The following is a 25,230-nucleotide window of genomic DNA, read 5'->3' as shown; positions in this document are numbered from 1 at the left end:
CATCACTTATTTATATTTGTGATGGCACTCGGTTTTCATGTGGTTCATGGCATCTACAGTTTCGTGGAATTTTTGCATATCGTTCGCCTGCCATGCTTGTTCAAGTGCATCAGTAAGTTTGTCATATTCTGCATAAAGGGGGTCACCCTTGCCGGGGTATTTGGTCATGAGGCGGGAGTCTGCAATAAAGTCGCGAACGGCTTCTTCTGGAGGAGTTGCGTGTTGGTGGAGCGCTTTGAAAATGACTTTAAAGCTTGTGCCCATGCGCTTTTTAAGGCGTTTGTAACGTGGCAAGCCATCTGGTCGGGTTCCACCGCATTCGCATTCTTCGCATCGATCACACTCATCAATGCTTGCATTTATTTTTAGCTTAACAGTAAGCTGACCGTATTCATCTTTAACCGATAAACGAATCTTTTTGGCATTCGTACAATTGGGAATACCTTCAACAGGTTCTGTTTCACAAGCGTCAGCAAGGTTTCGTAAAAAGTCAGGTAGTTCTGCCCGTGTGATTGTGCGGGTTATTTTTTCAGCCATGAAAGACTCCTGTAGTTCAGAAAAAGGGAAATGAACTATTAGAAAACCATGACTTGGTGTCAGAGTCAAATGGCAAAAAATGTTATCAATAAAAAAGCCCCCGCATCAAACGATGCGGGGGCTTTGAATGCATATAAACGCTTATGCGCCAGCAGTATATACTGGCTCGTCCAGCTCATCGAGGAACTTGTCAGCGCGTTCTTCCTGCTGAGGAACATCAATGTTCGCAGAAACGAAGTCGCGGTAACCGGAACCAGCCGGAATGAGGCGACCCACAATAACGTTCTCTTTAAGACCGCGCAGTCTGTCGCGTTTGCCGCGCAAGGATGCTTCGGTAAGAACCTTAGTGGTTTCCTGGAAGGATGCCGCAGAGATGAAGGAAGAAGTTGTGAGGGAAGCCTGAGTAATACCAAGAACCAGAGGTTCGGCATTCGCAGGTGTGCGTCCTTCAGCAACTGCTTTTTTGTTCTCGTCGCGGAATTCCTGTTTATCGACCTGTTCGCCAACGAGGAAGCTGGTTTCACCCGGATCGAGTACAGATACTTTTCTGAGCATCTGGCGGACGATAATTTCAATGTGCTTATCGTCAATACCTACGCCCTGGAATCGGTACACTTCCTGAATTTCTTCACATAAGTAGTTAGCGAGGAATTTCTCGCCCTTAATGCGGAGAATATCGTGAAGTTCCGGCTGACCTTCAGTAAGCTGTTCGCCTGCTTCAACAAAGTCACCTTCGGTAACAGTGATGTGCTTACCTTTTGGTACGAGGTATTCTTTCGCTTCGCCAACTTCAGGAGTTACCATAAGCTTACGCTTACCTTTGGTTTCACCTGCGTAGGATACGATACCGTCGATTTCTGTAACAACTGCAAGGTCTTTAGGTTTGCGAACCTCGAAGAGTTCCGCAACTCGTGGAAGACCACCTACGATATCCTTGGTCTTGGATGTTTCACGCGGCTTACGAGCGATAACATCACCCGCTTCAAGCTGCTGTCCATCCTGAATCATGATAATCGCGCCAACTGGAAGCTGGTAAACCGCAGGGATGGAAGTATCGCCACGGAATTTAGGCTCACCGTTTTCATCACAAATAGAGATGGACGGTTTCAAGTTGGTTGTACGGTACTCAATAATGGTACGGGTAGCCATCTGAGTAGCGAGGTCAGTTGTTTCCTGGAATGTTTTGCCATCGATAATATCGGTGAACTTAACAGTACCAGGAACCTCAGAAACGAATGGTTCGTTGAATGGGTCCCAATCGGCAATAACATCACCTTTGGTGATTTCCTGACCGTCAGTAACATTCAAGCGGGAGCCGTTAGGCAGAATGTATTTTTCGCGCTCACGACCCTGTTCGTCAACAATGGAAACCTGACCGGATTTACCAAGCACGAGGTGGTGACCCTCTTTGTTGGTAACAGCTTTAACACGTGAGGTAACAATGCGACCTGTGTGCTGAGCTTCGATGCTGGATTTCTCAATCTGAGTGGATGCAGTACCACCGATGTGGAAGGTACGCATTGTAAGCTGAGTACCCGGCTCACCAATAGACTGCGCAGCAATAATACCGACAGTTTCACCGCAGTTAACGAGACGACCGCGAGCAAGGTCACGACCGTAACATAATGCACAAATACCATGTTCGGAAGAACAGGTGAGAGCAGAGCGGATGGTGATAGAGTTAATACCACGGTCATCAAGGAGCTGTGCACGCTCTTCGTTGATGAGACCGTTAGCCGGAATAACTTCTTCTTTAGTAACCGGATCAAGAACCGGATAGAGAACTACACGACCAATTGCGCGTTCTGACAGACGCATTTTGATCTCACCACCAACAACGAGGTGACCGAGTTCAAGACCGTCAACAGTGCCACAATCGTGCTCGCCAATGATAACATCCTGTACAACGTCAACAAGACGACGGGTAAGGTAACCGGAGTTCGCGGTTTTAAGCGCGGTATCCGCAAGACCTTTACGAGCACCGTGAGTAGAGGTGAAGTACTGAAGCACGGAAAGACCTTCACGGAATGAAGATGTAATTGGTGTTTCAATAATTTCACCGGATGGTTTCGCCATCAGACCACGCATACCAGCGAGCTGACGCATCTGATCCTGGTTACCACGAGCACCGGAGTTGGACATCATGAAGATGGAGTTAAAGGAGAGGTTGGACTCTTCTTTACCAGTCTTCTCGTCTTTGATGATATCACGGGAGATGTGTTTCATCATTTCGTTGGACACGTCCTGAGTAGTCTTTGTCCAAACATCAACGATTTTGTTGTATTTCTCTGTGCGGGTAATAATACCTTCGCGGTACTGGCGTTCAATTTCGTCAACTTCTGCCTGAGATTTTTCCAGAATGCCTTTTTTGCTGTCTGGAATCTCAAGGTCTTTAACCGCAATGGTAACACCAGCGCGGGTACCGTACTCGTAACCTAAGTTTTTGAGACGGTCACAAAGAAGAACAGAAGCTTTGATGCCGCATTCGCGGTATGCAGAACTTACAAGTTTACCAATGTTTTTCTTGGTCATAACTTCGTTAGCACGGTCAAAGCTCATGCCTTCCGGCAGAATCTGAGAAACGATAACGCGACCCGGTGTGGTTTCTACAATGCGACCGCTATCGAGGCGAACCTTGATACGTGCGTGCAGAGAAATCTGACCGTGGTCATATGCTGTAATAACTTCCCAGCGTCCGCAGAATTCCATGCCTTCGCCTTTCTCAAAGGAACGTTCAACAGTCATGTAGTACAGACCGAGAACGATATCCTGAGAAGGAACGATAACAGGAGAACCGTTAGCTGGTGAAAGAATGTTGTTTGTAGACATCATGAGTACGCGTGCTTCAATCTGTGCTTCCACAGAAAGAGGTACGTGTACAGCCATCTGGTCACCATCGAAGTCAGCGTTGTACGCAGAACAAACGAGCGGGTGCAGGCGAATAGCTTTACCTTCAACGAGGGTAGGCTCAAATGCCTGAATACCAAGACGGTGAAGTGTCGGCGCACGGTTAAGCAGAATTGGGTATTCGCGAACAACCTCTTCGAGGATATCCCAAACGACCAGTTCTTCACGCTCAACCATTTTCTTCGCGCTCTTAATTGTAGAGGCGAGGTTTCTTTCTTCGAGTTTGGAGTAGATAAACGGCTTGAACAGCTCAAGAGCCATCTTCTTAGGAAGACCGCACTGGTGCAATTTAAGGTTTGGACCTACAACAATTACGGAACGACCGGAGTAGTCAACACGTTTACCAAGAAGGTTCTGACGGAAACGACCCTGCTTACCTTTAATCATGTCTGACAAGGATTTGAGAGGGCGACCGTTAGTACCGGTAATTGCGCGACCGCGGCGACCGTTGTCGAAGAGTGCGTCAACGGATTCCTGAAGCATACGTTTTTCGTTACGGATGATGATCTCAGGAGCACCGAGTTCCATCAAACGCTTCAGGCGGTTGTTACGGTTAATAACACGACGGTAAAGGTCATTGAGGTCGGAAGTTGCGAAACGTCCGCCATCCAGAGGAACGAGTGGACGAAGTTCTGGTGGAATTACCGGAACAACTTCCATAATCATCCATTCAGGACGGTTGTTGGACTCAAGGAAAGCCTCAACAATCTTCAGTCGTTTTGTAAGCTTTTTCTTTTTGGTCTGAGAACGGGTTGTCTGAGACTCTTCACGCAGTTCATGACGCAGAGTCTCAAGATTGAGCTCTTCGATAAGACCACGGATAGCTTCTGCACCCATGCCGACTACAATTGCGTCTTCGCCGTAGTGATCGATTACCTGGAAGTAGTGGTCTTCGGAGATAACCTGATTCTTGGCAAGGGAAGTCTGACCCGGATCAAGAACAACAAAAGAGTCAAAGTACAATACTTTTTCAAGGTCAGACATTGTCATGTCGAGCAATGTACCGATCTTGGAAGGCAGAGTCTTCAGGAACCAGATATGTGCAACAGGAGCTGCAAGCTCAATGTGACCCATACGTTCACGACGAACTTTGGAAGCAATTACTTCAACGCCACACTTTTCGCAGACGATGCCGCGGTGCTTCATGCGTTTGTACTTACCGCAGTTACACTCGTAATCTTTTACCGGGCCGAAGATCTTTGCACAGAAAAGACCGTCGCGTTCAGGTTTGAACGTACGGTAGTTAATTGTTTCTGGCTTTTTAACTTCACCGTAAGACCATTCACGAATTGCTTCCGGAGCCGCAATTGAGATCTGAATAGCCTTCAGGTTGTGAATATCTGCAGCTTGAGCTGTATTGCTGCGTGCAGAGAAAAGATCATCTAAAGTCATAGTTGTTACCCCACCCATAAAGGTTGTCATGCGGGTTTTGGGAACTGTAACAGTATCCTAAAATCGGGTTTGCCTTGGGTAGCAAGGCAAACCCGTTCTATTTAGTCAGCAAGGAAGGTGCGTGGACCTTTTTGTTCCTCTTCCTGATGCAGGGTGACGTCCAGACCGAGGGACATCAATTCCTTAATAAGTACGTTGAAGGATTCAGGCATACCAGCTTCGAGGAAGTTGTCACCTTTTACGATCTTCTCGTACATTTTTACACGACCAGTTACGTCATCAGACTTAACGGTCAGGAATTCCTGCAACATGTAAGCTGCACCGTGTGCTTCCAGTGCCCATACTTCCATCTCACCAAGACGCTGACCACCGAACTGAGCTTTACCGCCCAGTGGCTGCTGCGTAACAAGTGAGTAAGGACCAGTTGAACGGGCGTGGATTTTTTCATCAACCAAGTGGTGCAACTTCAGAATGTACATAACACCTGTAGTTACGCGGTTCTGGAACTGGTCACCGGTACGGCCGTCGAACAGCACGTTTTTACCGTCGTCAGGCATGCCTGCATCAGCAATCCATGACCAGATTTCTTCTTCGCGTGCACCATCAAATACCGGAGTTTTAGTTACAATACCGGTGCTGAGTCGACGAACTGCTTTAACGAATTCTTCGTCATCCATTTCGTCAACCATGCGGTTGATTGAGTCACACTTGTATACTTCTTTAACGCGGGTACGAACGTCTTTGAGGTGTTCGCCGGTTTCAAGAAGTGCTGCAAGTTGTTCGCCAAGCTTGAGTGCACCCCAGCCCAAGTGAGTTTCCATGATCTGACCGATGTTCATACGAGACGGTACGCCCAGTGGGTTAAGTACGATGTCTACAGTAGAGCCATCTGCGAAGAACGGCATGTCCTCGATTGGCAGAATCTGGGAAACAACACCTTTGTTACCGTGACGGCCAGCCATTTTGTCACCTACGCTAAGCTTACGCTTAACGGCGATGTAGCATTTAACCATCTTGAGTACGCCTGGAGGCAGATCATCGCCTTCAGACACTTTTTCACGCTTGGTGTCGTAGATATTTTTAATAAAGGATACCTGCTGCTCATATTCTTCAATAATATGTTCAATGGCATCATTTACTTCATTTGACTTAAACAGACCTGAAAGCTTCTTAACTGGAATTTCATTAAGAATTTCAGCTGTGATTACGTGGCCTGCTTCTGCAAGAACTTCACCTTTGCGCTTACCTGGAATGTTGTAAGCAAGCTGTTTACCTTCTGCCTCTTCCACTACTTTAACCATAGTGGACTGAGTAAGAGCGGAAATGTGGCTCTGTTCTTTACGATCAAGCTTGGCAAGTTCGTAATCTTCAATATTTTTTGTGCGCTCGTCTTTTTCGCCGGAACGACGGTTGAACACTTTTACGTCAATAACAGTACCTTCGATTCCTGGAGGAACTTTGAGGGAGGTGTTTTTAACGTCGCGTGCTTTATCACCGAAGATTGCGCGCAGGAGTTTCTCTTCAGGAGAAAGCTGAGTTTCACCTTTAGGAGTAATTTTACCTACAAGAATATCATCCGGACATACGTTAGCACCGATGCGAATAATACCGCTGCCGTCGAGGTTGCGGAGCATTTCTTCGCTTACGTTCGGAATATCGCGAGTGATTTCTTCAGGTCCAAGCTTTGTGTCACGAGCAACAACTTCAAACTCTTCAATGTGAACGGAGGTAAAGACATCTTCTTTAACCATGCGTTCAGAGATGAGGATGGAGTCCTCAAAGTTGTAACCACACCAAGGCATAAACGCTACAACGAGGTTTTTACCAAGTGCAAGCTCACCGTCTTCAATACCAGGGCCGTCAGCGAGGATAGTGCCACGTACAACAGGCTGGTTTGGATGACAGGTTGGTTTCTGACCAAAGCAAGAACTCTGGTTGGATTTGTGGTGCTTCTGCAAGTCGTAGCTGCGAACGCCGCCGGACTCTGGGTAGAGACCGTTGGTGTAAGAAACAACGATGCGGTCAGCATCAGCAAACCGAACAATACCTTCGCCTTCAGCAATGATACATGCACCGGAGTCCTGTGCTACAGGGCCTTCCATGCCAGTACCAACGATTGGCTTGTGGCAACGAAGCAGTGGAACTGCCTGACGTTGCATGTTGGAACCCATAAGCGCGCGGTTCGCGTCATCGTGCTCGAGGAACGGAATCAGCGCAGCAGAAATGGAAACCATCTGGCTTGGTGAGATGTCCATAAGTGTAACATCTTCACGCGGGGACATGAGAACATCGCCGAGGTAACGAGTAGTGATAAATTCTCTTACGAAGTTACCGTCTTCGTCCAGCTCTGCGTTTGCCTGAGCAACAACCTGACCCTGCTCGGTGGTAGCATCCATGTAAATAATTTCGTCAGTAACGCGGGCGTCTTTTACCACGCGGTACGGAGTTTCGATGAAACCGAAATCGTTCACTTTGGAGTAAGTAGTCAGGGAAACGATCAGACCAATGTTTGGACCCTCTGGAGTCTCAATAGGGCAGATACGTCCGTAGTGAGAAGTGTGTACGTCTCGAACTTCAAAGCCTGCGCGTTCACGGGTAAGACCACCAGGTCCAAGTGCAGACAGACGACGCTTGTGTGTTACTTCAGACAATGCGTTGGTCTGGTCCATGAACTGGGAGAGCTGTGAAGTACCGAAGAACTCTTTGAGCACAGCAGCAACCGGTTTAGGGTTGATGAGGTCGTGCGGCATAAGAGTCGCAACTTCCTGCAAGCTCATGCGTTCTTTAATCGCACGTTCCATACGTACAAGACCGATGCGGTACTGGTTTTCTACCAGTTCACCTACCGGACGTACGCGACGGTTACCGAGGTGGTCGATATCGTCAGCTGGGCCGTGAGAGTCTTTCAATTTACACAGGATCTTAATTGCTGTGAAAATATCGTTGTCAGAAAGCGTACGCATATCGTTCTCGCGGTCGAGATCGAGACGCTGGTTCATTTTGTAACGACCTACTGGAGATAAGTCGTAGTAGTCTCCGCTTCGGAAAAGGTTTTCGAAGAATGTGTTTGCGATTTCCGGAGTTGGAGGAGAACTTGGACGCAGACGACGGTAGATTTCAACACGAGCGGACTCAGAATCTTCTGTTTTATCAAGAAGAAGAGTGTCACGCATGGAGGAAGATACGTCAGCACCGCGAGTGTGCAGTACAGGCAGGCGGGTAACGCCAGCTTCGCGGATGCGCTCTACGATATCTTCTGTAAGTTCGTCTGCTGCATCAGCAAGAACTTCACCAGTGTTTTCATCAATAAGATCTTCCGCAAGGAAAAGTCCGTTGAGGGTATCCGGAGCAACTTCGATTGCTTCGATACCAGCTTCAAGAAGCAGACGCCAAGTACGTTTTGTAATTGGTTTGCCTTGCTTTGCGAATACTTTTTCACCGTCGCCAAGGTCTACGTACGCAATTTCTTTGCGGTACATATCCTTTTGAACTTCCCACATGAGCTTACCGTCTTCTAAACGGAAGTACTCTTTCTCATAGAAGCAATCGAGAATCTCGGCACGGGACATACCCATTGCTTTAAAGAGAATAGTAGCAGGCATTTTGCGGCGGCGGTCAATTCGCACGTACAAAATATCTTTATGATCGAAGTCAAAGTCGAGCCAGGAGCCACGCATAGGGATAATGCGGCAGCTGTAAAGCACTTTACGGCTAGAGTGCGTTTTGCCTGAATCATGTTCAAAAATGATACCAGGGGAACGCTGCAACTGGTTAACGATAACTCGTTCAGTACCGTTAACAATAAAAGTACCTTTCTCGGTCATTAAAGGCAGAGTACCAAAGTAGATATCCTGTTCTTTAATATCGCGGATGGTGCGGTTTTCAGTCTCTTCATCTACATCATATACAACAAGACGCACGGTAATGCGAATTGGAGCTTCGTAGGTAAGACCTTTTGCAATGCATTCAGCTTGATCGTATTTAGGTTCACTAATGTCATAGCGAACATACTCAAGGCTTGCAGTGCGGTTAAAGTCTTCAATAGGGAAGACAGAACGGAATACACCTTCAAGACCTTCGTCAGGCAGTCGGTCAGTACGCCCTTCCTGCAAAAACTTCTTGTAGGAATCTACCTGCAAGTTAAGAAGATGCGGGATAGGAAGCGTTACTTCGATTTTACCAAATTTTTTATAAAGTTGGCCCATATTTACACCTCAAAAGAGACGGTTTGCCAAAGATGATGCCACTGCGGCTAAGAAGCATCGGAAAATGGCGCGTTTGCTTAACCAAAGTCGGCGGAATTTCTCCGAAACGGATACGTACGCATGCGAAAAGGGGGTGCCCGGTGGACTTAGGAGTCCGGAAAGAGTGGGCAGAGGGTAGGTGCTGCATGAAGCACGCAAATTCAGCAGCAGAAAGCAGAACATGTCCGCTCGGTCATGTTCTGTATCAAATGAAAAAATTCGGGTTGGTAAACGTTCGGATATGGTCAGCAACGTGTCGCCCAATTGTTAATTAGCGTTACGTAACAAAGACAAGTCGACCAAATGCGTAATCTAGTTCACTACTAGATTTTGTGCAAGCTTTTTTTTGATCTACCCCTGTACATCAGAGCTAATAAAACGCGGACGGGAATAAATTCCCGCCCGCGCCTGAATTCGCTTCAGCAGTAAAAAGTAGAATTACTTAACTTCTACTTCTGCGCCTGCTTCTTCGAGAGCTTTCTTAGCAGCTTCAGCATCTTCTTTAGATACAGCTTCTTTGAGAGCTTTAGGAGCGCCGTCTACAGCTTCTTTAGCTTCTTTGAGGCCAAGACCAGTAAGAGCGCGTACTGCTTTAATAACAGCAATTTTGTTGCCGCCAGCAGCTTTGAGGATAACATCAAACTCAGTTTTTTCTTCAGCTGCTGCGCCACCTTCTGCAGGTGCTGCTGCTACTGCTGCTACTGGAGCTGCAGCGGAAACGCCGAAAGTTTCTTCGAGTTCTTTGATGAATTCAGAAAGTTCGAGTACGGTCATGCTAGAGATAAATTCTACAACCTGTTCTTTGGTCACGGACATGGTAGTCTCCTTAAAATAATTTTGGCTTAATATTTTTAGTTAATACACGTTCTGCTTATGCAGCTTCTTTTTGTTCTTTGATAGCGTTCAAAGCGTAGAGGAAGTTGCGCAGAATGTTGGCGAAAAGGCCAACGAAGTTTGTTGGAACGGCGTTCATTGTGCCAAGCGCCATGCCAAGCAACTGCTGCTTGCCAGGGAGCTTTGCAAGTTCACCAAGCTGAGCTTCGGTGAGAAGCTTGCCTTCGAGAGAAGCATGCTTAACAACGAGGTGTTTGCTCTTTTTAGCGAACTCAACGACAGCCTTAGCAACTGCAACGGGATCTTCGAAACCAAGGGCGATAGCTGTGTTCTCTTTGAAAGTATCAGCGAGAACTTCATGATCACCACCGGTGACTGCGATGCGAGCCAGAGTGTTCTTCACAACATGGTATTCACCATCTGCTTTACGAAGGTCACTTCTCAGCACGGTCATCTCTTCCACCGGCAAGCCCTTGAAGTCAGTCACAACCGCAATAGAAGCACCTTCAGCTTTTTCTTTCAGGCGTTCAATAATGACGGCTTTTTCAGACCTGTTCACGTTCAGTCTCCTTAGACTAGGGGGATTTGCCAATGGAAAACTAAGCCAAATTGTCTCGGTAGGACTTATAGATGCCTACTGTCTTGGACTCAGAATTCCAGTCCTCAGCCAAAAAGCAGGAGCGAAACGAAAGCTTCGCTCCATACTAAATATTAAATTGAAGGAATTAACCTTCAATGAACTTGCGAATAAGGGAAGTGTCGACTTTGTAGCCAGGACCCATAGTGCTGGAGAGGGACATAGCCTTCATGTAAGCACCTTTAGCGGATGATGGCTTAAGACGGTTCACGTTTTCCAGAACGGTTTTAAGGTTGTCCATGAGCTTTTCAGCACCGAAGGAAACTTTACCGATAGGAGCGTGAAGAACACCAGCTTTGTCTACTTTAAATTCAACGCGGCCAGCTTTCATTTCTTTAACTGCGCTTGCTACGTCAAAAGTAACAGTGCCAGTTTTTGCGTTAGGCATAAGACCACGAGGGCCGAGTACGCGACCAATCTGACCTACGAGAGCCATAACGTCTGGAGTTGCAACAGCTTTGTCAAAGTTCAGGTTACCGGCTTTAACTTCTTCTACGAGATCTTCTGCACCGACGATTTCAGCACCAGCTTCGCGAGCTTCAGCCTGTTTTTCACCTTTACAGAATACTGCTACGCGCACATCTTTACCAAGACCGTGTGGAAGGGAGCATGCACCGCGAACCATCTGATCTGAGTATTTAGGATCAACGCCAAGGTTGATTGCAACGTCAACAGTTTCATCAAATTTTGCAAAAGCAGAATCAACTACTTTAGCCATCGCTTCTTCAACTGCAAAGCGTGCGGTAAGCTCGAGACCTTCAGCTGCTTTGCGGTATTTTTTCCCATGCTTAGGCATAGTAATATCCTTTTTCTTCTCTGTGTTAATCTCCTGCCGCTCGATCTAAGATAAAAATAGCCGTGTGTATTCCACGGCGAACGGCAGTCCAACTGATTTACAGAATGCTATTTAACTTCAATGCCCATGGAACGAGCAGTACCAGCGATGATCTTTTTAGCTGCGTCCATGCTTGCAGCATTAAGGTCAGGCATTTTAAGGGTAGCAATCTCTTCGATCTGTGCATCGGTTACGGAACCAACTTTGTTACGGTTAGGCTCGCCGGAACCTTTAGCTACTTTTGCAGCTTTGATAAGCAGCACAGATGCAGGTGGGGTTTTGGTGATGAAAGTGAATGAACGATCCTGGAATACTGTAATGATTACAGGAATGATCATGCCTTTCTGATCCATGGTTTTAGCGTTGAACGCCTTACAGAACTCCATGATGTTCAGGCCGTGCTGACCAAGAGCAGGACCTACTGGAGGAGACGGGTTCGCAGAACCAGCAGGAATCTGAAGCTTAATTTTTGCAATTTCTTTTTTAGCCATACCACTATACCTCTATAGCAAACGCCACTTGCGTGGCGATAGGTGCTTTATTGTGCTTGTTTATCCCTTATCTACCTGAACAAAGTCCAACTCGACAGGAGTTTGTCTGCCGAAGATAGATACGGATACTCTGAGCTTACCCTTGTCGTAGTTTACATCTTCCACGACGCCGTTGAAACCGCCGAACGGTCCATCAATAACGCGCACTTCGTCACCACGTTCAAAATTGAACTTAGGACGGGGCTGTTCCTGACGGGCTTCCATCATGGAGAGGATACGTGCTGCTTCTGAGTCCCTCATTGGGGTAGGGCGGTTTTTTCCGCCAATAAAGCCAGTTACCCGCTGAATGTTGGAAATAAGATGCCAAGAGAGATCAGTCATGATCATTTTTACCATGACATAACCTGGGTAGAATTTTCGTGTAGAGGTGCGTTTTTCACCTTTAACAAGTTCTACCACTTTCTCAGTAGGTACAACAACTTCCTCAATTTCACCTTGAGCTTCGCCGGTGCGGATCATCTGTAAGATAGTCTGCTCAACACGCTGCTCAAAGCCTGAGTAGGTGTGGATAATGTACCAACGTGCTTTTCTTACGGGTGCTTGTTCCTCGGTCATAGGAATATCCGTTTAGGAAAGAATGTATTCTACGAGCTTTGTAAGACCTAAGTCTACAAAGCCAAGAAATAGAGACATTACAACAACAAGAGCCAGCACTGCAATGCTGGTTGTCACTGTCTCTTTTCGGGAGGGCCAGACTACTTTTTTAATTTCAACCTGGGACTCTTCGAAGAACTCTTTAAGTTGAGTTGCTTTGTTAGCTTCAGGAGCTTTTGCTTCAACTTTTTTTGAGTGCTTTTTTGCCATTGTCGCCTCGCCGTGTAAGAAGGAAGAAAATGGCAGGGGTGGAGGGATTCGAACCCGCAACATCCGGTTTTGGAGACCGGCGCTCTAGCCGTTGGAGCTACACCCCTGCGTTTTTATAACAACTACTTACTTAGTTTCGCGGTGAAGAGTGTGTTTCTTGTCCCAAGGACAATACTTCTTCAACTCAACGCGAGCGGTAGTGTTTTTCTTGTTCTTTACGGTCGCGTAATTGCGTCGTTTGCACTCAGTGCAAGCGAGCTGGATGTTAACGCGCATGAATTACTCCACGATTTCAGAAACAACACCTGCGCCTACGGTACGGCCACCTTCGCGGATAGCGAAGCGGAGACCAGTTTCCATAGCGATTGGGTTGATCAGTTCAACGTTGAATACAGCGTTATCGCCTGGCATTACCATTTCAACGCCTTCATCAAGAGCGATTACGCCAGTGATGTCAGTTGTACGGAAGTAGAACTGAGGACGGTAACCGGTGAAGAATGGAGTGTGACGTCCGCCTTCATCTTTAGAAAGTACGTATACTTCAGCTTTAAACTTGGTGTGTGGGTTGATGGAACCAGGCTTACAAAGAACCTGACCACGTTCAACTTCATCACGTTTAATACCACGGATAAGAAGACCAACGTTATCGCCAGCTTCACCACGGTCGAGAAGTTTACGGAACATTTCAACGCCGGTACAAGTAGTTTTCTGAGTCTCTTTGATACCAACGATTTCAACTTCTTCACCAACTGTGATGGCACCACGCTCAACACGGCCAGTTACTACTGTACCACGACCGGAGATGGAGAACACGTCTTCAATAGGAAGAAGGAAAGGTTTATCGATATCACGCTCTGGCTCAGGAATGTAAGAGTCACAAGCATCGAGGAGTTCGAGGATTGGAGCTGCAGCAGCGTCGTCAGCAGAGTCTGCTTCGAGAGCTTTAAGTGCAGAACCACGAATTACAGGAATGTCGTCACCTGGGAAATCGTAAGAAGAAAGAAGTTCACGAACTTCCATTTCTACGAGCTCGAGGAGTTCTTCGTCGTCAACCATGTCGCATTTGTTCATGAATACAACGAGGGAAGGTACACCAACCTGACGAGCGAGCAGGATGTGCTCACGAGTCTGAGGCATAGGACCGTCAGTTGCTGCAACAACGAGGATACCACCGTCCATCTGAGCTGCACCGGTGATCATGTTTTTGATGTAGTCTGCGTGACCTGGGCAGTCAACGTGAGCGTAGTGACGGATGTCAGTTTCGTACTCAACGTGTGCAGTTGCGATAGTAATACCGCGTTCTTTTTCTTCTGGAGCTTTATCGATTTCATCAAAAGCTACAGCCTGACCGCCCTGTTTGAGAGCTGCAATTTTAGTGATAGCTGCGGTAAGAGTGGTTTTACCATGGTCAATGTGACCAATGGTGCCGATGTTAACATGCGGCTTACTGCGTTCAAATTTTTCTTTACCCATGAGTAAATCTCCCTGGCAATGAATTTTTCTCGGTTATCCGAAAATAATTAATGGAGCTCTCAAGCAGAATTGAACTGCTGACCTCATCCTTACCAAGGATGCGCTCTACCTACTGAGCTATGAGAGCTTCTCTTATTCAAAAAGCTATAGGGAGAACTCAGGCTAGTTGGAGCGGGAAACGAGACTCGAACTCGCAACCCTCAGCTTGGAAGGCTGATGCTCTACCAATTGAGCTATTCCCGCTTATATGCGCCGTAGTTCTCCGACTTGAGTCTCCTACAGCCTGCTACTTAGCAACTGGTGGTGGGGGGAGGATTTGAACCTCCGAAGGCGTACGCCGACAGATTTACAGTCTGTTCCCTTTGGCCACTCGGGAACCCCACCTGTTCTGGAGCTGGCGATGGGACTTGAACCCGCAACCTGCTGATTACAAATCAGCTGCTCTACCAATTGAGCTACGCCAGCAACGAGAAGAGTGTTTATATATCCCCCAAAGTTTTGGCAAGCAAAAAATCACTTTTTTTTATGTTTTTTTTAGCTTTTTTTAAAAGCGCTTAAAAATCAACATGTTAAAAAAAGCTGCAAGTTGCCTTGATTTCTTTGGATTTAGCTTTCTGGATAGTAGTTGCCTGAGCAACGAGTGTAGACACTCTTTCTTTTTACTGCATTTGTCCACTATAATTTGGATAATAGGTGGCTCTTTGTTGTAAAACTCGCCTCATCGTCAAGTGCGCTCACACTATAGTAGAATATGGTTTGCTCGTGTTTTATATATTGCAGCTTTCATTTATGAAAATAAAGCGCTCAATTTTGCTTGTGCGGATGGATTATGCGGGCTGTGGAGGACTCTTTGGGGCTTTCTATTTATATAGATAGAAGAGGTAAAAAAAGACCGCCCATGTGGGCGGTCGTATCTATTATATATAGAGGGGAGGTTTGTTATGCTACTGCCGGTGCGGCAGCTGTAGCCACTTCTGGCACAGGAACAGGAACTGTTTCGTCGAGTGTTACGCTTTCGAGGTAGATGTCTGCGTTTTCATCAATCGCACGGAGGAACTGGTTGTTGAGCGCATGTCCTGAGCAGTACACTTCAAAATGTCCTTCCAGTGGTGTGCCGAGCATTACCATGTCGCCAATGAAGTCGAGAATTTTATGGCGAACAAATTCGTCAGGGAAGCGTAAGCCGTCTTCGTTGAGCACTGTATAGTCGTCAAGCACAATGGCGTTTTCGAGAGATCCGCCGAGTGCAAGTTTTTTTGAGCGCAGGTATTCAACTTCTCTGAAGAAGCCAAATGTACGTGCTTTTGCAATGTCTGAAGCAAATGTTTCAGGAGTTACTTCGACAGACATTGTTTGCACCCCGATAAGTGGGTGGTCAAAATCGATTGTGTAGTCGATAGAAAAACCATTGTGTGGTTTTGCATGGATGCGTTTGCCATCCTGTTCGAAGCAAATCTCTTTCTTGATGCGCTTAACAGTGCGTGGACGAGATTGCTCACGCAGTCCGGCATCTTTGAGCAGGAAAATGAAAGAGGCAGCAGAGCCGTCCATAATAGGAACTTCTCCGCCTTGGATTTCGATTCGAATGTTATCGATTTGCATACCACGGACTGCTGCAAGAAGGTGCTCAACTGTCGCGGCAGATGTGTTGCCGACTCCGAGAACTGTTGCAAGCTGTGTGGCAGTAACAAGCTGAGGGGTTGGGGCAATAACCTTTACGCCGTCCTCGCCATGTATATGAAAGATGGTGCCTGTGTCTTCTGAAGCAGGGTGCAGGGTAAGCTTAACAACTTTACCGCTGTGCACGCCGACACCTGAGCATCCGATGGATTTACTGATAGTCTTCTGTAGCATTAAATATTCCCTCCATCCCACTTTAAGCAAATAGTATGCCACGAAAAGGTGAAAGGTCATCTTTTTGAAATAGTTACTTTTTTTATACAGAGACTATGTGTGCTAACTGTGTGTTTTTAGCACAATGTGACTTTTTAGCACCATGCTAGACTTTATAACCACATACAAATCTGTCGTGACCTGAGAGATCTTTTATGATTGCAGTATCGCGCCATTGTGTTGCGTTTTTTGCAAATTCACTCATAAATTCAGCTCCTTGCCAAAATCCCATTTCCATAATGAAGAAACCAGAAGGGCGCAGCCACTGTGCGGCAAGTGTAATAAGGCGGATGCCATGCTCAAGTCCGCTGTCACCAGGGACTAGCGCGGATGCAGGTTCAAATTGCTGAACTTCTGGGTCTAGCATTATATATTCAGATTGGCTGACATATGGAGGATTTGTAGCAATTACATCAAATGTGTTGTTTTTGAACAACGGTGTGGTGAAATCGGCACGGATACATTTTACCCTGTCTGCTACGCCGCTTATGCGAATATTTTCTTTTGCTGTTGCAAGCGCCCCTTCGGAAAGGTCAACAGCTACGCCATGCGCCTTGGGAAGTTCAGCGGCTATTGTTGTCGCAATGCAACCACTTCCAGTGCCAAGGTCAGCAAACGAAAAACTGCCTTTGTCTGCATAGCGCTCAATAACTGCTTCTATAAGATGTTCAGTTTCAGGTCTCGGGATGAGTGTGTGTGAATTGACGTTGAATGGGCGTCCATAAAATTCACGCTCCCCCATGATGTAGGCGGCGGGTTCCCCTGTGCCTCTGCGAAGAATGAGGGGTTCCATTTGGGCGAATTCGTCTTCGGAAATTTTGCGATCAGAATTGATGAGGATGTCGAGACGTGAAATACCAAGAATTTTGCGGAGCACCAGTTCAGCTGAAAGTCTCGGAGAATCAACAGCCTTCCCGGAAAGGTATTCCGAGAAGGCTGTGAGTGTTGACTGAATGGTGAGCTGTGCGGGTTTGTGTACCGCCATATTGCCCTCGTATGTTATGCGTCAGCCTGAGCTTTAAGCTTTTCAGTCTGATCCGCAGTGATAAGAGCGTCAATAAGCTCGTTGATATCGCCATCCATGATGGCATCAAGTTTGTACAAAGTCAGGTTAATGCGGTGGTCTGTGCAACGTCCCTGTCCGAAGTTGTAAGTACGGATACGACCGGAGCGGTCACCGGAACCAACCTGAGACTTGCGCTGTTCGGCAAGTTCATCATGCTGTTGCTGCTGTACCTGCTGCAATAAGCGGGAAGAAAGAATCTTGAGCGCTTTTGCTTTGTTTTTATGCTGGGACTTTTCGTCCTGACATGAAACAACAAGACCGGTCGGGATGTGTGTTACGCGGATAGCGGAGTCAGTGGTGTTAACAGACTGACCGCCAGGGCCGGACGCACGGAATACATCGAATCGAAGATCTTCGTTGCGGATGTTCGCATCAACTTCTTCGGCTTCCGGCATAATAGCAACTGTTGCAGCGGAAGTGTGAACACGACCCTGAGTCTCGGTTGCAGGAACACGCTGTACGCGGTGAATGCCGGATTCAAATTTCAGGCGGCTGTAAACCTTGTCACCTTTAACCAGTGCGATAACCTCTTTGAGACCACCGGTTCCGGTTTCGCTGGTGCTGAGCAGTTCGATTTTCCAACCGATACGTTCAGCGTAGCGGGAGTACATGCGGAACAAGTCACCAGCAAAAAGTGCTGCTTCATCGCCACCTGTACCGGCGCGGATTTCCAGAATGGTGTTTTTCTCATCCATAGGATCTTTTGGAAGTAAGAGAATGGTGAGTTCTTCTTCCATTGCTGGAATCTGAACTTCAAGTTCTTTCACTTCTTCTTTCGCCATTTCTGCAAGTTCCGGATCGCTGTCGTGCATGAGTTCTTTGTTTTCTTCAAGAGCTTCCTGCATAGAGCGATATTTACGGAATGCGTCAACAACTTCTTTAAGATCAGCATGAGCCTTGGTCAGTTTACGGTAGCGTTCCTGATCGCCAAATACTTCAGGAGAGCTAAGCTGCTGTTCAAGGTCTTCGAATTTGCGTTCAAGATGTTCAAGTTTGGCGAGCATTATTATTTCTCCGCTACTGTATACTCAGAGGTATATATATCGTCAGGAGCATCGTCACCGAGTGCTTCCTTAAGTGCAACAATGGCAACCTCAAGCTGCTCAGAATCAGGTTCGTGGGTAGTGAGCATTTGCAGCATCATACCCGGAGCGCTGAGGGCTTTGCCTAGAAAAGTGTCATTAATCTTCGCGCTGTACTTAATCAGTTCGTATGCGAATGCGCTGATTGGCGCCATAAGCAGTAGTTTGAAGAAAATGATAAAACCATGTTTTATAATCGCAGATTCCGGTGTCCAGACCATAAGCATTGCCGGAACCAGAATTGTGTGCAGAATAATTGCTACAGACAATACAAAAAGCATGAAGGTTGTGCCGCAACGCGGGTGAAGCCTACTATGCAGAATTGCAGAGCCGGAGCTAACCGGTTTTCCATCTTCATACGCCCAGATTACTTTATGTTCTGCGCCGTGGTATTGGAAAACTCGTTTGATGTCGGGAATAAAAGAGATACTGATTATGTATCCTAAAAATATGCTGAACTTGAAAAAGCCGTCCCATACTTGAAACGAAAGTCCGTTTACATCGCCACCAAGCCCAAGGTAATTCATTCCGATAGAGAATAAGTGAGGCAGAACAACAAATAAGAATAATGCGATGCCTACAGAGCAGATGAGTGTAAGGGTAAGATGCCACGGCTTGAGTTCTTCTTCCTCTTCTCCGTCAACAGCCTGTGTTGCGGAAAAGTTAAGAGCTTTAATGCCGTTAACAAGTGTTTCTATAAGGATAGGAAAGCCGCGTACGAAAGGACGCTTGAAAAATTCAGCCTTGGAAAATGTGAACCAAGGGCGCTGATCCGCAACAATCGACCCGTCAGCTTTGCGGACTGCAATGGCAAGACGGTCTTGGTTGCGCATCATTACACCTTCCATAACTGCCTGACCACCGACATTGCATCGTGCAGCAGAAAGGATGCCTGAAAGAATAGTGCGGAAATTTTTGCGGAGAGTAGTCATCTGTTCCTCGCAGTCGAGCTAAAGAATACTCCTCCCCAAAAAGCAAATCCTTAAGGGGAGGAAGATTCGCCGCCGATCAGGCGACGGCCTCAAAAAATGCGAGAAAAGTGCTACTTCTTGAAGTTGGCGTATTTCTTGCGGAAACGGTCAATACGACCAGCGGTGTCAACGAAACGCTGTTTACCGGTGTAGAATGGGTGGCACTGAGAGCAAATCTCAACTGCTACTGCTTCACCTTTGGTAGAACGTGCTTCGGATTCATAGCCGCATGCACAAGAGATTTTTGCCTTAAACACTTTAGGATGGATATCTTTTTTCATATTAAACTCCTCACGAAGATGCAGAACGGATTTTCTTACGTCAGTTGCGTTTGGAAGGCAAGAAAAATATATTGAGTCTCCGCAAACGATGATGTAGGTGACAGTTCGCTTACAATATAAGCACTGTTACCTTGAAAGCAAGTAACTGGTCTGCATACCTCTGTGTGAATGATTTTGGTTACATTGCCGAGGTGCAAAGAAATTTTTACCGAGCCGGACACGCTATGGTCAAATACATAGACGACTCGTCGCAGTCTAAGTTGTCCTGCGCCATCTTGTAATTATAACCGGCAAGGAGTGCGTATGCTTCCCTTGCTGCAATGTCAAGGCAAATAACATGGCAAAAAAAGAACGAGCCGACCAACTTGTGTTCGATGCGGGGCTGGCAGATAGCCGTGAGAAGGCAAAACGCCTGATTATGGCAGGGCAGGTTTATGTAATCCGCAATGGTAATCCAGAGCCGGTTGCAAAGCCGGGACAAAAAATGGATTTGGATTCTCTTTTTGAAGTGAAAGGTGTCGAACGCTTTGTCAGCCGCGGGGCATACAAGCTGCTCACGGCAATTGAGCACTTCGGAATTGATCCTTCTGGAAAAGTGGCTCTCGATGCAGGGGCATCAACTGGTGGCTTCTCTGATTGTTTGCTGCAACATGGTGCTACAAAAGTATATGCAGTTGATGTCGGGTATGGTCAGTTACATGAAAAATTGCGTCAGGATGAGCGTGTTATCAACTTGGAACGCACGAATTTGCGAAATGTAGATGAAACAGTCATCCCCGAACCGATTGATCTTGTCGTAGGTGATGTTTCCTTTATTTCGCTTAAACTTATTCTTCCACCATGTGTTAAATTACTGCGCGATGGTGGCGAACTTGCGATGCTAATTAAGCCGCAGTTTGAATTAGGACCGGGCATGACAGATAAAGGCGTGGTCAGGGACCCTGCGCTGCATCAGCAGGCTATTGATGATGTAACAAGTTTTGCTATCAAAGAGTTACATCTCTCGCTACTTGGTGTTGTTCCTTCGAGCATCAAAGGACCTAAAGGAAATCAGGAATTTATTGCATATTTCAAAAAATAGGTAGATTGTGTAGCCCATTAGTAGACATTTTTTTTCTATCTAACGTTCTGTTTTAATTAACCGATAGGTGATAGTAAGAATTGTGTCTAGCTACTGCTATAGTGTGCGGTGCTGGCTTGATGTCTGGATAAGCCATAGACTGGGAAATGCTATTGGGGAGAGCATTTATGGTTTCATTATGTATTTATTAAGGTAAAATAGGGGTTTTGCGTGCGCGTAAAAAGTATTGCGATTGAACTTATAGCCACAGTGTTGCTTATAGTTTCGCTCTCTGTACTATCGATTGTTCTCTACGTTTCTTCGTCAACAAGTGAAATTGTTGAAAAGATTCAGCTGGAAGCAATGGAGAGGGAAACAAAGCTGGCGAATACTTCTCTTAAACAGTTTACGGCAAATATTGACGCATTGGTCAACTACCTTGCTGAGCAGGAAGAGGTTATCAACAGCGCTTGGGTTGAAGGTGAAGACGGGCGCAACTTATTGGATAATATCCTGAAACTGAATAAAGATGTTCAAGCTGTTTTTGTTTTTAACGGAAAAGGTGAAATTACCTCTGGTGTTACACGCAGCGGTCCTTCACTGAATGGCGATACCTCGCGTGCAACGCTATGGAAAACAAAATTGCTTGATGGCGATTTAGAAAAGTATGTAAGTGAAAAAGTTCTCTCTGACGATATTATCGGGCAGCGATTGATTGGAATCGGCTCACGAATTTATGACTTTGTTGATGGCGCTTTGATTGGCGGGGTTGTTGTTTTTGCGGATGTCGGCAATTTTGGTAAGCGCTATATTGATACTGCTAAGTTCGGAAAATCTGGCTATGCATACGTAATGGATGGCACTGGGACTATCATCGCGCACCCTAATAGCAATGTGATTTTTAAGCGTTCAAGCGTGTTCGATGACATTAAGCAAGCAGAAGCTGACGGTATACATTTTCTTGATTACCAATATAAAGGTACACAGAAATTACAGCGATTTGTGAAAAATACAGAAACAAACTGGTATATTAGCACCACAGTTCCGCGGGATGAACTGTTTGCAACTGCGGATAGGCAGCAGCTTATCATTATGTGCATTGGTGCTGTTACACTCCTATGTGCATCGTTAATTTTGCTTATTGGCATTCGAAAATTTTTCGCAAAGCCGCTTGTTGCTCTTGGACACTATTCTACAGAAATTGCTACTGGTAATTTTGATGCAAAGCTTGAAGGCAACTTCAGACATGAGCTTCATAACCTTGCAGAACATCTGCAAAAGATGACTGTTGACCTGCAAGAACAGTTCGGAATGTCCCAAGGCGTCCTTCGGGGAATTAATTTTCCGTGCTGTGTAGTTGATGCTGAAAATAGAATGTCCTTCTTAAACAAAGAGCTTCTTGAACTGCTTGGACTGCATGGTAATCAGGACGATTTTCTTGGAAAAACATCCGGTGATGTTTTTTGGGGTGATGAAGCCCGCGAAACTCCTTTGGTCAAAGCTGTGCGTGATGGACAGCATGCTAGCCGAGAAGGTGCTGTTGAACGTCGTGATGGTAAAAAACTTACTACGTTTTATACTGTTACTCCGTTTTATGATGCCTCAGGCAAGGCTCTTGGGGCGTTTGGGCTTTTCTATGATTTGACAGAAATTCGAAACGCAGAAGCCCGCATTGTTGAGCAGCACGAAGAGATTCTTCAGGTTGCAGAAAAAATTGATGCAGTCTCTGTTTCTCTTGAAGTTGCAGCGACAAGCTTGCTTACTCAAATTAATGAGACAACAAGCGGAGCACATATTCAGCAAGAGCGCGCATCTGAAACAGCCGTAGCCGTTGAACAAATGAATGCAACTGTTTTAGAAGTTGCAAAAAATGCTGGAAACGCTGCTTCGAATACTGGGATTTGTACCGATCGTGTGAATGAAGGTTCACATGCTGTTAATGAAACTGTTACTGCAATTGCTAAAGTTAGTGGTGAAGCGCAAGAATTGAATAACCAGATGGCGGGGCTTGGTGAGCATGCACAAGCCATTGGGCATGTCATAGGGGTTATTTCAGATATTGCTGACCAGACAAACTTGCTGGCATTGAACGCAGCTATTGAAGCGGCACGGGCTGGCGAAGCTGGCAAAGGATTTGCCGTTGTCGCAGATGAAGTTCGTAAGCTTGCGGAAAAAACAACATCGGCAACGCGCGAGGTTGGTTTAGCAGTAAATAGTATTCAAAGTTCTACCACAAGCGTCGCAGAAGTAGTCGAAAGGGCTGTATCTGCGGTTGTTGAAGGCACAGAAAAAGCTGAAGTTTCTGGTCAATTGCTTGTATCTATTAAAGATATGATGGATGAGGCATTTGGAGAAATCTCTGCTATTGCGACAGCAACAGAGGAACAGTCTGCCACTTCTGAGCAAATCAGCAAGGCTTCTTCAGAGATTAGCACCATCACAGATGAGGGTGTTCAGACTCTGGGAGCGGCTATTGTTGCAGTGGAAGATTTGCAGGAAATGGTAATAGAGCTACGGGCACTTACGGATGAAATGAAGTCCTAACAGGATATCGCCAATAAAAAGGGTGGAGTATTTACTCCACCCTTTTTTTATAAGACTACATTAATGCCGATAAGGATGAGGACAACGCCCCCGCCAATTTCAGCATATTTTCCAAGTGATGATGTGCTGCCGATGAACTTGCCTATCTGTAATCCTGCTAAGGTAAATAATGCTGCTGTTACGCCGATTACAAAAGCAGGGAACCAGATTAAATGGTTCAAAACAGAGAGCGATAAGCCGACTGCCAGTGCGTCAATTGATGTTGCAATTGCAAGCATAATTAAGGATACGCCTTTAGTCGGATCATACCCTTCCGCTTGTTCGTCTCTGGTAGGATGCTTGACTGCGCCCATAATCATGCGAACTCCAACCCAGAGTAGAAGTGCAAAGGCTATCCAGTGTGCATATGACTCTAAGTATGCCTTGATTGCATCACCAGCAAGCCATCCAACGATAAGCATTGCTGCCTGAAAAAAGCCAAAATGCCATGCAAGCCGGAAGGTTTGTCGCTTGCTTGCACCTTTTAAACGGACTCCAGCTGCAATTGCTACTGCAAAGGCGTCCACTGCAAGAGCAATCGCAATGGCAAGAAGTTCAGCCCAATGCATTAAAAAGCCTTGTTCATTTTTTCAAGACAGCGCTGTAAACAGCTGCGTTCATCTTGCGACAAATCAGCAACCATCGTCTCTGTTAATTGCATATGCAGCTTGTCATGTTCTAAAAACATATGTCGCCCAGTATCAGTGAGTTCAATGATGATGGAACGGCGGTCTGTTTTATGAGGACAACGGCGTACGTAATCCTTTTTTTCGAGCCTATCGATAAGAACTGTAAGAGTTCCTGTGGTGGTACCCATCCAATTAGCGAGTTCTTTCATCCGCATGGACTCATGTATCCCGAGAATTTCAAGAGCATGAATCTGTGGCAGGGTGAGTCCCTTTTCACGTACAACATCATGTTCCCAAGAGGATAATTTTTCGTAGAACTCCACTATGGCGTGATTAAGCTCCTCAAGCTCCATTGCTGATCTCCTTTAGATCATATTTGTATCAGCTAAATATGAGTATACTGCAAATACGATTGTCAGCACTCCCGCTGTGCGCATAACCAAAGGTTCAATCCAAGGTTTATTGAGTGCGTTCAAGGCATTTGTTGCTTTGTAAATTGCAAAAATAACAGCTGCTAGCGTTATTCCTGTGCCGATTGCATAACTTAAAAATACAAGAGTACTTTTAAGGATGCTTCCGGAATCAAGCCCGTATGTATACATAATTGCTACTGTCGGGCAGGGGACGATCATATTGATGAACCCGAAAACTGTCAGCCCCCAAAATGTAACTTTTGTAATTTTACTGCTGGTTGCGCAACCGCACCCTGCGTGCTGGTTGTGCGAATGCTCTTTTGGAGCCGTGCCTACCTTTTGCCCAAGGACAAAACGACTCTGTTCTGTCGTTGCGGCAGTTACTGGTTGTCCTAATACAAATGAAGGTTCGACGGCAACAGCAGTGTTTCCATATGTTACCGGTTGCAATTCTTCATGATGATGCACGTTGCAACATGCAGAGTCCCCATCTTCATGCTGTCCGCAGCATCCGTGGTGAGCATGGTGATGATGGCTGTGCCCGTGGTTGTGGTCATGAGTATGGTCATGACCGTGGTCATGGTCGTGACTATGCAGCAGGTGCGGTTTCACTATAAGGATTATCCCAAGCACGATAAGAATTCCTACCGTGGAGAGATCGACAACAGTCTTAAATGCAGCCGGAATCGCCAGTGAGATGGAACCAAGCGAAAACCCGATAGTCAGGCATGCCAGTGTTGTTCCAAATATAAATCCAGACGTAAGTGACAGTACACGGCTTCCATTTTTTGCACCGTATGTAAAAGGTGCAAGTACAAGCCATGAATGACCGCACGGGTTAATACCGTGGATAAACCCCAGCACAAGAGCACTTTGCAGTGCAACCAGAAAAACAGAATCAAACAGCATAAAGAGTCCTTTTAATTTTTTGTGTAAAAAAGGACTACGCTCAAAAGATTTGAGTGTCAAATTATTAGTGATACAAATAAAGCTTCATTCAAGTAGTATATAGATAAGATTACTTTTTTTGTAAAAAAT

General features: G+C 46.1%; 21 protein-coding genes and 5 tRNA genes. 2 read left to right on the top strand and 24 right to left on the bottom strand.

Features of this window, described 5'->3' with window-relative positions; genetic code table 11:
* Window positions 1-6: 6 nt before the first annotated feature.
* The 21 genes from N4A56_RS10355 to rpmE all read right to left on the bottom strand — a co-directional run bounded on the left by N4A56_RS10355 (window position 7) and on the right by rpmE (window position 19,507).
* On the bottom strand, window positions 7-537 hold the full coding sequence (locus N4A56_RS10355) for a GAK system XXXCH domain-containing protein (RefSeq protein WP_293670896.1): 531 nt from the start codon (window positions 535-537) through the stop codon (window positions 7-9).
* A gap of 141 nt (window positions 538-678) precedes the next feature.
* On the bottom strand, window positions 679-4,836 hold the full coding sequence (gene rpoC / locus N4A56_RS10350; protein WP_293670895.1) for a DNA-directed RNA polymerase subunit beta': 4,158 nt from the start codon (window positions 4,834-4,836) through the stop codon (window positions 679-681).
* Window positions 4,837-4,937: 101 nt separating this feature from the next.
* Window positions 4,938-9,041 (bottom strand): DNA-directed RNA polymerase subunit beta, encoded by a 4,104-nt coding sequence (gene rpoB / locus N4A56_RS10345; RefSeq protein WP_293670893.1) that lies wholly within the window; start codon window positions 9,039-9,041, stop codon window positions 4,938-4,940.
* Window positions 9,042-9,518: 477 nt separating this feature from the next.
* Window positions 9,519-9,896: a 50S ribosomal protein L7/L12 gene (gene rplL, locus N4A56_RS10340; protein WP_290923286.1), complete on the bottom strand. Its 378-nt coding sequence runs from the start codon at window positions 9,894-9,896 to the stop codon at window positions 9,519-9,521.
* A gap of 55 nt (window positions 9,897-9,951) precedes the next feature.
* Window positions 9,952-10,473 (bottom strand): 50S ribosomal protein L10, encoded by a 522-nt coding sequence (gene rplJ, locus N4A56_RS10335; protein ID WP_293670890.1) that lies wholly within the window; start codon window positions 10,471-10,473, stop codon window positions 9,952-9,954.
* 166 nt (window positions 10,474-10,639) lie between these two features.
* The gene (rplA, locus tag N4A56_RS10330) at window positions 10,640-11,347 is read right to left on the bottom strand and encodes a 50S ribosomal protein L1 (protein ID WP_293670888.1); all 708 of its coding nucleotides are present in this window, start codon (window positions 11,345-11,347) and stop codon (window positions 10,640-10,642) included.
* Between the two features lie 107 nt (window positions 11,348-11,454).
* Entirely contained in the window at window positions 11,455-11,877 is a 423-nt protein-coding gene (gene rplK, locus N4A56_RS10325; RefSeq protein WP_293670886.1) for a 50S ribosomal protein L11, read from the bottom strand.
* Between the two features lie 60 nt (window positions 11,878-11,937).
* On the bottom strand, window positions 11,938-12,492 hold the full coding sequence (nusG, locus tag N4A56_RS10320; protein ID WP_293670885.1) for a transcription termination/antitermination protein NusG: 555 nt from the start codon (window positions 12,490-12,492) through the stop codon (window positions 11,938-11,940).
* Window positions 12,493-12,504: 12 nt separating this feature from the next.
* The gene (gene secE, locus N4A56_RS10315) at window positions 12,505-12,741 is read right to left on the bottom strand and encodes a preprotein translocase subunit SecE (protein ID WP_293670883.1); all 237 of its coding nucleotides are present in this window, start codon (window positions 12,739-12,741) and stop codon (window positions 12,505-12,507) included.
* 30 nt (window positions 12,742-12,771) lie between these two features.
* Window positions 12,772-12,848 (bottom strand) — tRNA-Trp (locus N4A56_RS10310).
* Window positions 12,849-12,867: 19 nt separating this feature from the next.
* Window positions 12,868-13,017, bottom strand: a complete 150-nt coding sequence (gene rpmG / locus N4A56_RS10305; protein WP_074216730.1) for a 50S ribosomal protein L33 — start codon at window positions 13,015-13,017, stop codon at window positions 12,868-12,870.
* A 3-nt stretch (window positions 13,018-13,020) separates the two neighbouring features.
* The gene (gene tuf, locus N4A56_RS10300) at window positions 13,021-14,214 is read right to left on the bottom strand and encodes an elongation factor Tu (RefSeq protein WP_295547070.1); all 1,194 of its coding nucleotides are present in this window, start codon (window positions 14,212-14,214) and stop codon (window positions 13,021-13,023) included.
* A 51-nt stretch (window positions 14,215-14,265) separates the two neighbouring features.
* A tRNA-Thr gene (locus N4A56_RS10295) sits at window positions 14,266-14,341 on the bottom strand.
* Window positions 14,342-14,381: 40 nt separating this feature from the next.
* Window positions 14,382-14,457, bottom strand: a tRNA-Gly gene (locus N4A56_RS10290).
* A 55-nt stretch (window positions 14,458-14,512) separates the two neighbouring features.
* Window positions 14,513-14,598 (bottom strand) — tRNA-Tyr (locus tag N4A56_RS10285).
* Window positions 14,599-14,603: 5 nt separating this feature from the next.
* Window positions 14,604-14,679, bottom strand: a tRNA-Thr gene (locus N4A56_RS10280).
* Between the two features lie 474 nt (window positions 14,680-15,153).
* Complete coding sequence (lpxC, locus tag N4A56_RS10275) at window positions 15,154-16,068, bottom strand: UDP-3-O-acyl-N-acetylglucosamine deacetylase (protein ID WP_295547068.1); 915 nt, start codon at window positions 16,066-16,068, stop codon at window positions 15,154-15,156.
* A gap of 145 nt (window positions 16,069-16,213) precedes the next feature.
* Window positions 16,214-17,092 (bottom strand): peptide chain release factor N(5)-glutamine methyltransferase, encoded by an 879-nt coding sequence (gene prmC / locus N4A56_RS10270; RefSeq protein WP_295547066.1) that lies wholly within the window; start codon window positions 17,090-17,092, stop codon window positions 16,214-16,216.
* Window positions 17,093-17,106: 14 nt separating this feature from the next.
* Window positions 17,107-18,177 carry a peptide chain release factor 1 gene (gene prfA, locus N4A56_RS10265; protein WP_295547064.1) on the bottom strand — a complete coding sequence of 357 codons (1,071 nt, stop codon included), beginning with the start codon at window positions 18,175-18,177 and terminating at the stop codon, window positions 17,107-17,109.
* Window positions 18,178-18,179: 2 nt separating this feature from the next.
* Window positions 18,180-19,187 (bottom strand): DUF1385 domain-containing protein, encoded by a 1,008-nt coding sequence (locus N4A56_RS10260; protein ID WP_293670876.1) that lies wholly within the window; start codon window positions 19,185-19,187, stop codon window positions 18,180-18,182.
* Window positions 19,188-19,297: 110 nt separating this feature from the next.
* Window positions 19,298-19,507 carry a 50S ribosomal protein L31 gene (gene rpmE / locus N4A56_RS10255; RefSeq protein ID WP_293670875.1) on the bottom strand — a complete coding sequence of 70 codons (210 nt, stop codon included), beginning with the start codon at window positions 19,505-19,507 and terminating at the stop codon, window positions 19,298-19,300.
* Between the two features lie 337 nt (window positions 19,508-19,844).
* On the opposite strand from rpmE, the gene N4A56_RS10250 reads away from it, so the two are divergent.
* Together N4A56_RS10250 and N4A56_RS10245 are read left to right on the top strand one after the other, a co-directional pair.
* Entirely contained in the window at window positions 19,845-20,588 is a 744-nt protein-coding gene (locus tag N4A56_RS10250; protein ID WP_293670873.1) for a TlyA family RNA methyltransferase, read from the top strand.
* Between the two features lie 210 nt (window positions 20,589-20,798).
* On the top strand, window positions 20,799-23,111 hold the full coding sequence (locus tag N4A56_RS10245; protein ID WP_295547060.1) for a methyl-accepting chemotaxis protein: 2,313 nt from the start codon (window positions 20,799-20,801) through the stop codon (window positions 23,109-23,111).
* 47 nt (window positions 23,112-23,158) lie between these two features.
* On the opposite strand, the gene N4A56_RS10240 is transcribed toward N4A56_RS10245, so the two are convergent.
* Genes N4A56_RS10240 through N4A56_RS10230 form a run of 3 tightly spaced genes read right to left on the bottom strand, consistent with a single transcriptional unit; the run spans window position 23,159 to window position 25,101 of the window.
* Window positions 23,159-23,719, bottom strand: coding sequence for a manganese efflux pump MntP family protein (locus N4A56_RS10240; RefSeq protein ID WP_295547059.1), 561 nt, complete (start codon window positions 23,717-23,719; stop codon window positions 23,159-23,161).
* Complete coding sequence (locus N4A56_RS10235; RefSeq protein WP_293670869.1) at window positions 23,719-24,132, bottom strand: MarR family transcriptional regulator; 414 nt, start codon at window positions 24,130-24,132, stop codon at window positions 23,719-23,721. Before N4A56_RS10235 ends, N4A56_RS10240 begins: the two co-directional genes overlap by 1 nt.
* Window positions 24,133-24,144: 12 nt before the next feature.
* Window positions 24,145-25,101 carry a sulfite exporter TauE/SafE family protein gene (locus tag N4A56_RS10230; RefSeq protein WP_295547057.1) on the bottom strand — a complete coding sequence of 319 codons (957 nt, stop codon included), beginning with the start codon at window positions 25,099-25,101 and terminating at the stop codon, window positions 24,145-24,147.
* Window positions 25,102-25,230: the final 129 nt, after the last annotated feature.

The sequence above is a fragment of the Halodesulfovibrio sp. genome (assembly GCF_025210605.1).
Taxonomy (GTDB): domain Bacteria; phylum Desulfobacterota; class Desulfovibrionia; order Desulfovibrionales; family Desulfovibrionaceae; genus Halodesulfovibrio.
Note: the sequence above shows the minus strand (reverse complement) of the source record. Positions and strands in the feature narration are given on the sequence as shown.

Excerpts from the sequence above, each read along its gene's own strand:
- rpmG (WP_074216730.1), bottom strand. The coding sequence starts at position 13,017 with ATGCGCGTTAACATCCAGCTCGCTTGCACTGAGTGCAAACGACGCAAT.
- prfA (WP_295547064.1), bottom strand. The coding sequence starts at position 18,177 with ATGCTCGCCAAACTTGAACATCTTGAACGCAAATTCGAAGACCTTGAA.
- rpoC (WP_293670895.1), bottom strand. The coding sequence starts at position 4,836 with ATGACTTTAGATGATCTTTTCTCTGCACGCAGCAATACAGCTCAAGCT.
- N4A56_RS10240 (WP_295547059.1), bottom strand. The coding sequence starts at position 23,719 with ATGCATTGGGCTGAACTTCTTGCCATTGCGATTGCTCTTGCAGTGGAC.
- rplK (WP_293670886.1), bottom strand. The coding sequence starts at position 11,877 with ATGGCTAAAAAAGAAATTGCAAAAATTAAGCTTCAGATTCCTGCTGGT.
- N4A56_RS10260 (WP_293670876.1), bottom strand. The coding sequence starts at position 19,187 with ATGACTACTCTCCGCAAAAATTTCCGCACTATTCTTTCAGGCATCCTT.
- secE (WP_293670883.1), bottom strand. The coding sequence starts at position 12,741 with ATGGCAAAAAAGCACTCAAAAAAAGTTGAAGCAAAAGCTCCTGAAGCT.
- rpmE (WP_293670875.1), bottom strand. The coding sequence starts at position 19,507 with ATGAAAAAAGATATCCATCCTAAAGTGTTTAAGGCAAAAATCTCTTGT.
- rplA (WP_293670888.1), bottom strand. The coding sequence starts at position 11,347 with ATGCCTAAGCATGGGAAAAAATACCGCAAAGCAGCTGAAGGTCTCGAG.
- N4A56_RS10355 (WP_293670896.1), bottom strand. The coding sequence starts at position 537 with ATGGCTGAAAAAATAACCCGCACAATCACACGGGCAGAACTACCTGAC.
- nusG (WP_293670885.1), bottom strand. The coding sequence starts at position 12,492 with ATGACCGAGGAACAAGCACCCGTAAGAAAAGCACGTTGGTACATTATC.
- rplL (WP_290923286.1), bottom strand. The coding sequence starts at position 9,896 with ATGTCCGTGACCAAAGAACAGGTTGTAGAATTTATCTCTAGCATGACC.
- N4A56_RS10250 (WP_293670873.1), top strand. The coding sequence starts at position 19,845 with ATGGCAAAAAAAGAACGAGCCGACCAACTTGTGTTCGATGCGGGGCTG.
- N4A56_RS10230 (WP_295547057.1), bottom strand. The coding sequence starts at position 25,101 with ATGCTGTTTGATTCTGTTTTTCTGGTTGCACTGCAAAGTGCTCTTGTG.
- rpoB (WP_293670893.1), bottom strand. The coding sequence starts at position 9,041 with ATGGGCCAACTTTATAAAAAATTTGGTAAAATCGAAGTAACGCTTCCT.
- lpxC (WP_295547068.1), bottom strand. The coding sequence starts at position 16,068 with ATGCTACAGAAGACTATCAGTAAATCCATCGGATGCTCAGGTGTCGGC.
- N4A56_RS10235 (WP_293670869.1), bottom strand. The coding sequence starts at position 24,132 with ATGGAGCTTGAGGAGCTTAATCACGCCATAGTGGAGTTCTACGAAAAA.
- prmC (WP_295547066.1), bottom strand. The coding sequence starts at position 17,092 with ATGGCGGTACACAAACCCGCACAGCTCACCATTCAGTCAACACTCACA.
- tuf (WP_295547070.1), bottom strand. The coding sequence starts at position 14,214 with ATGGGTAAAGAAAAATTTGAACGCAGTAAGCCGCATGTTAACATCGGC.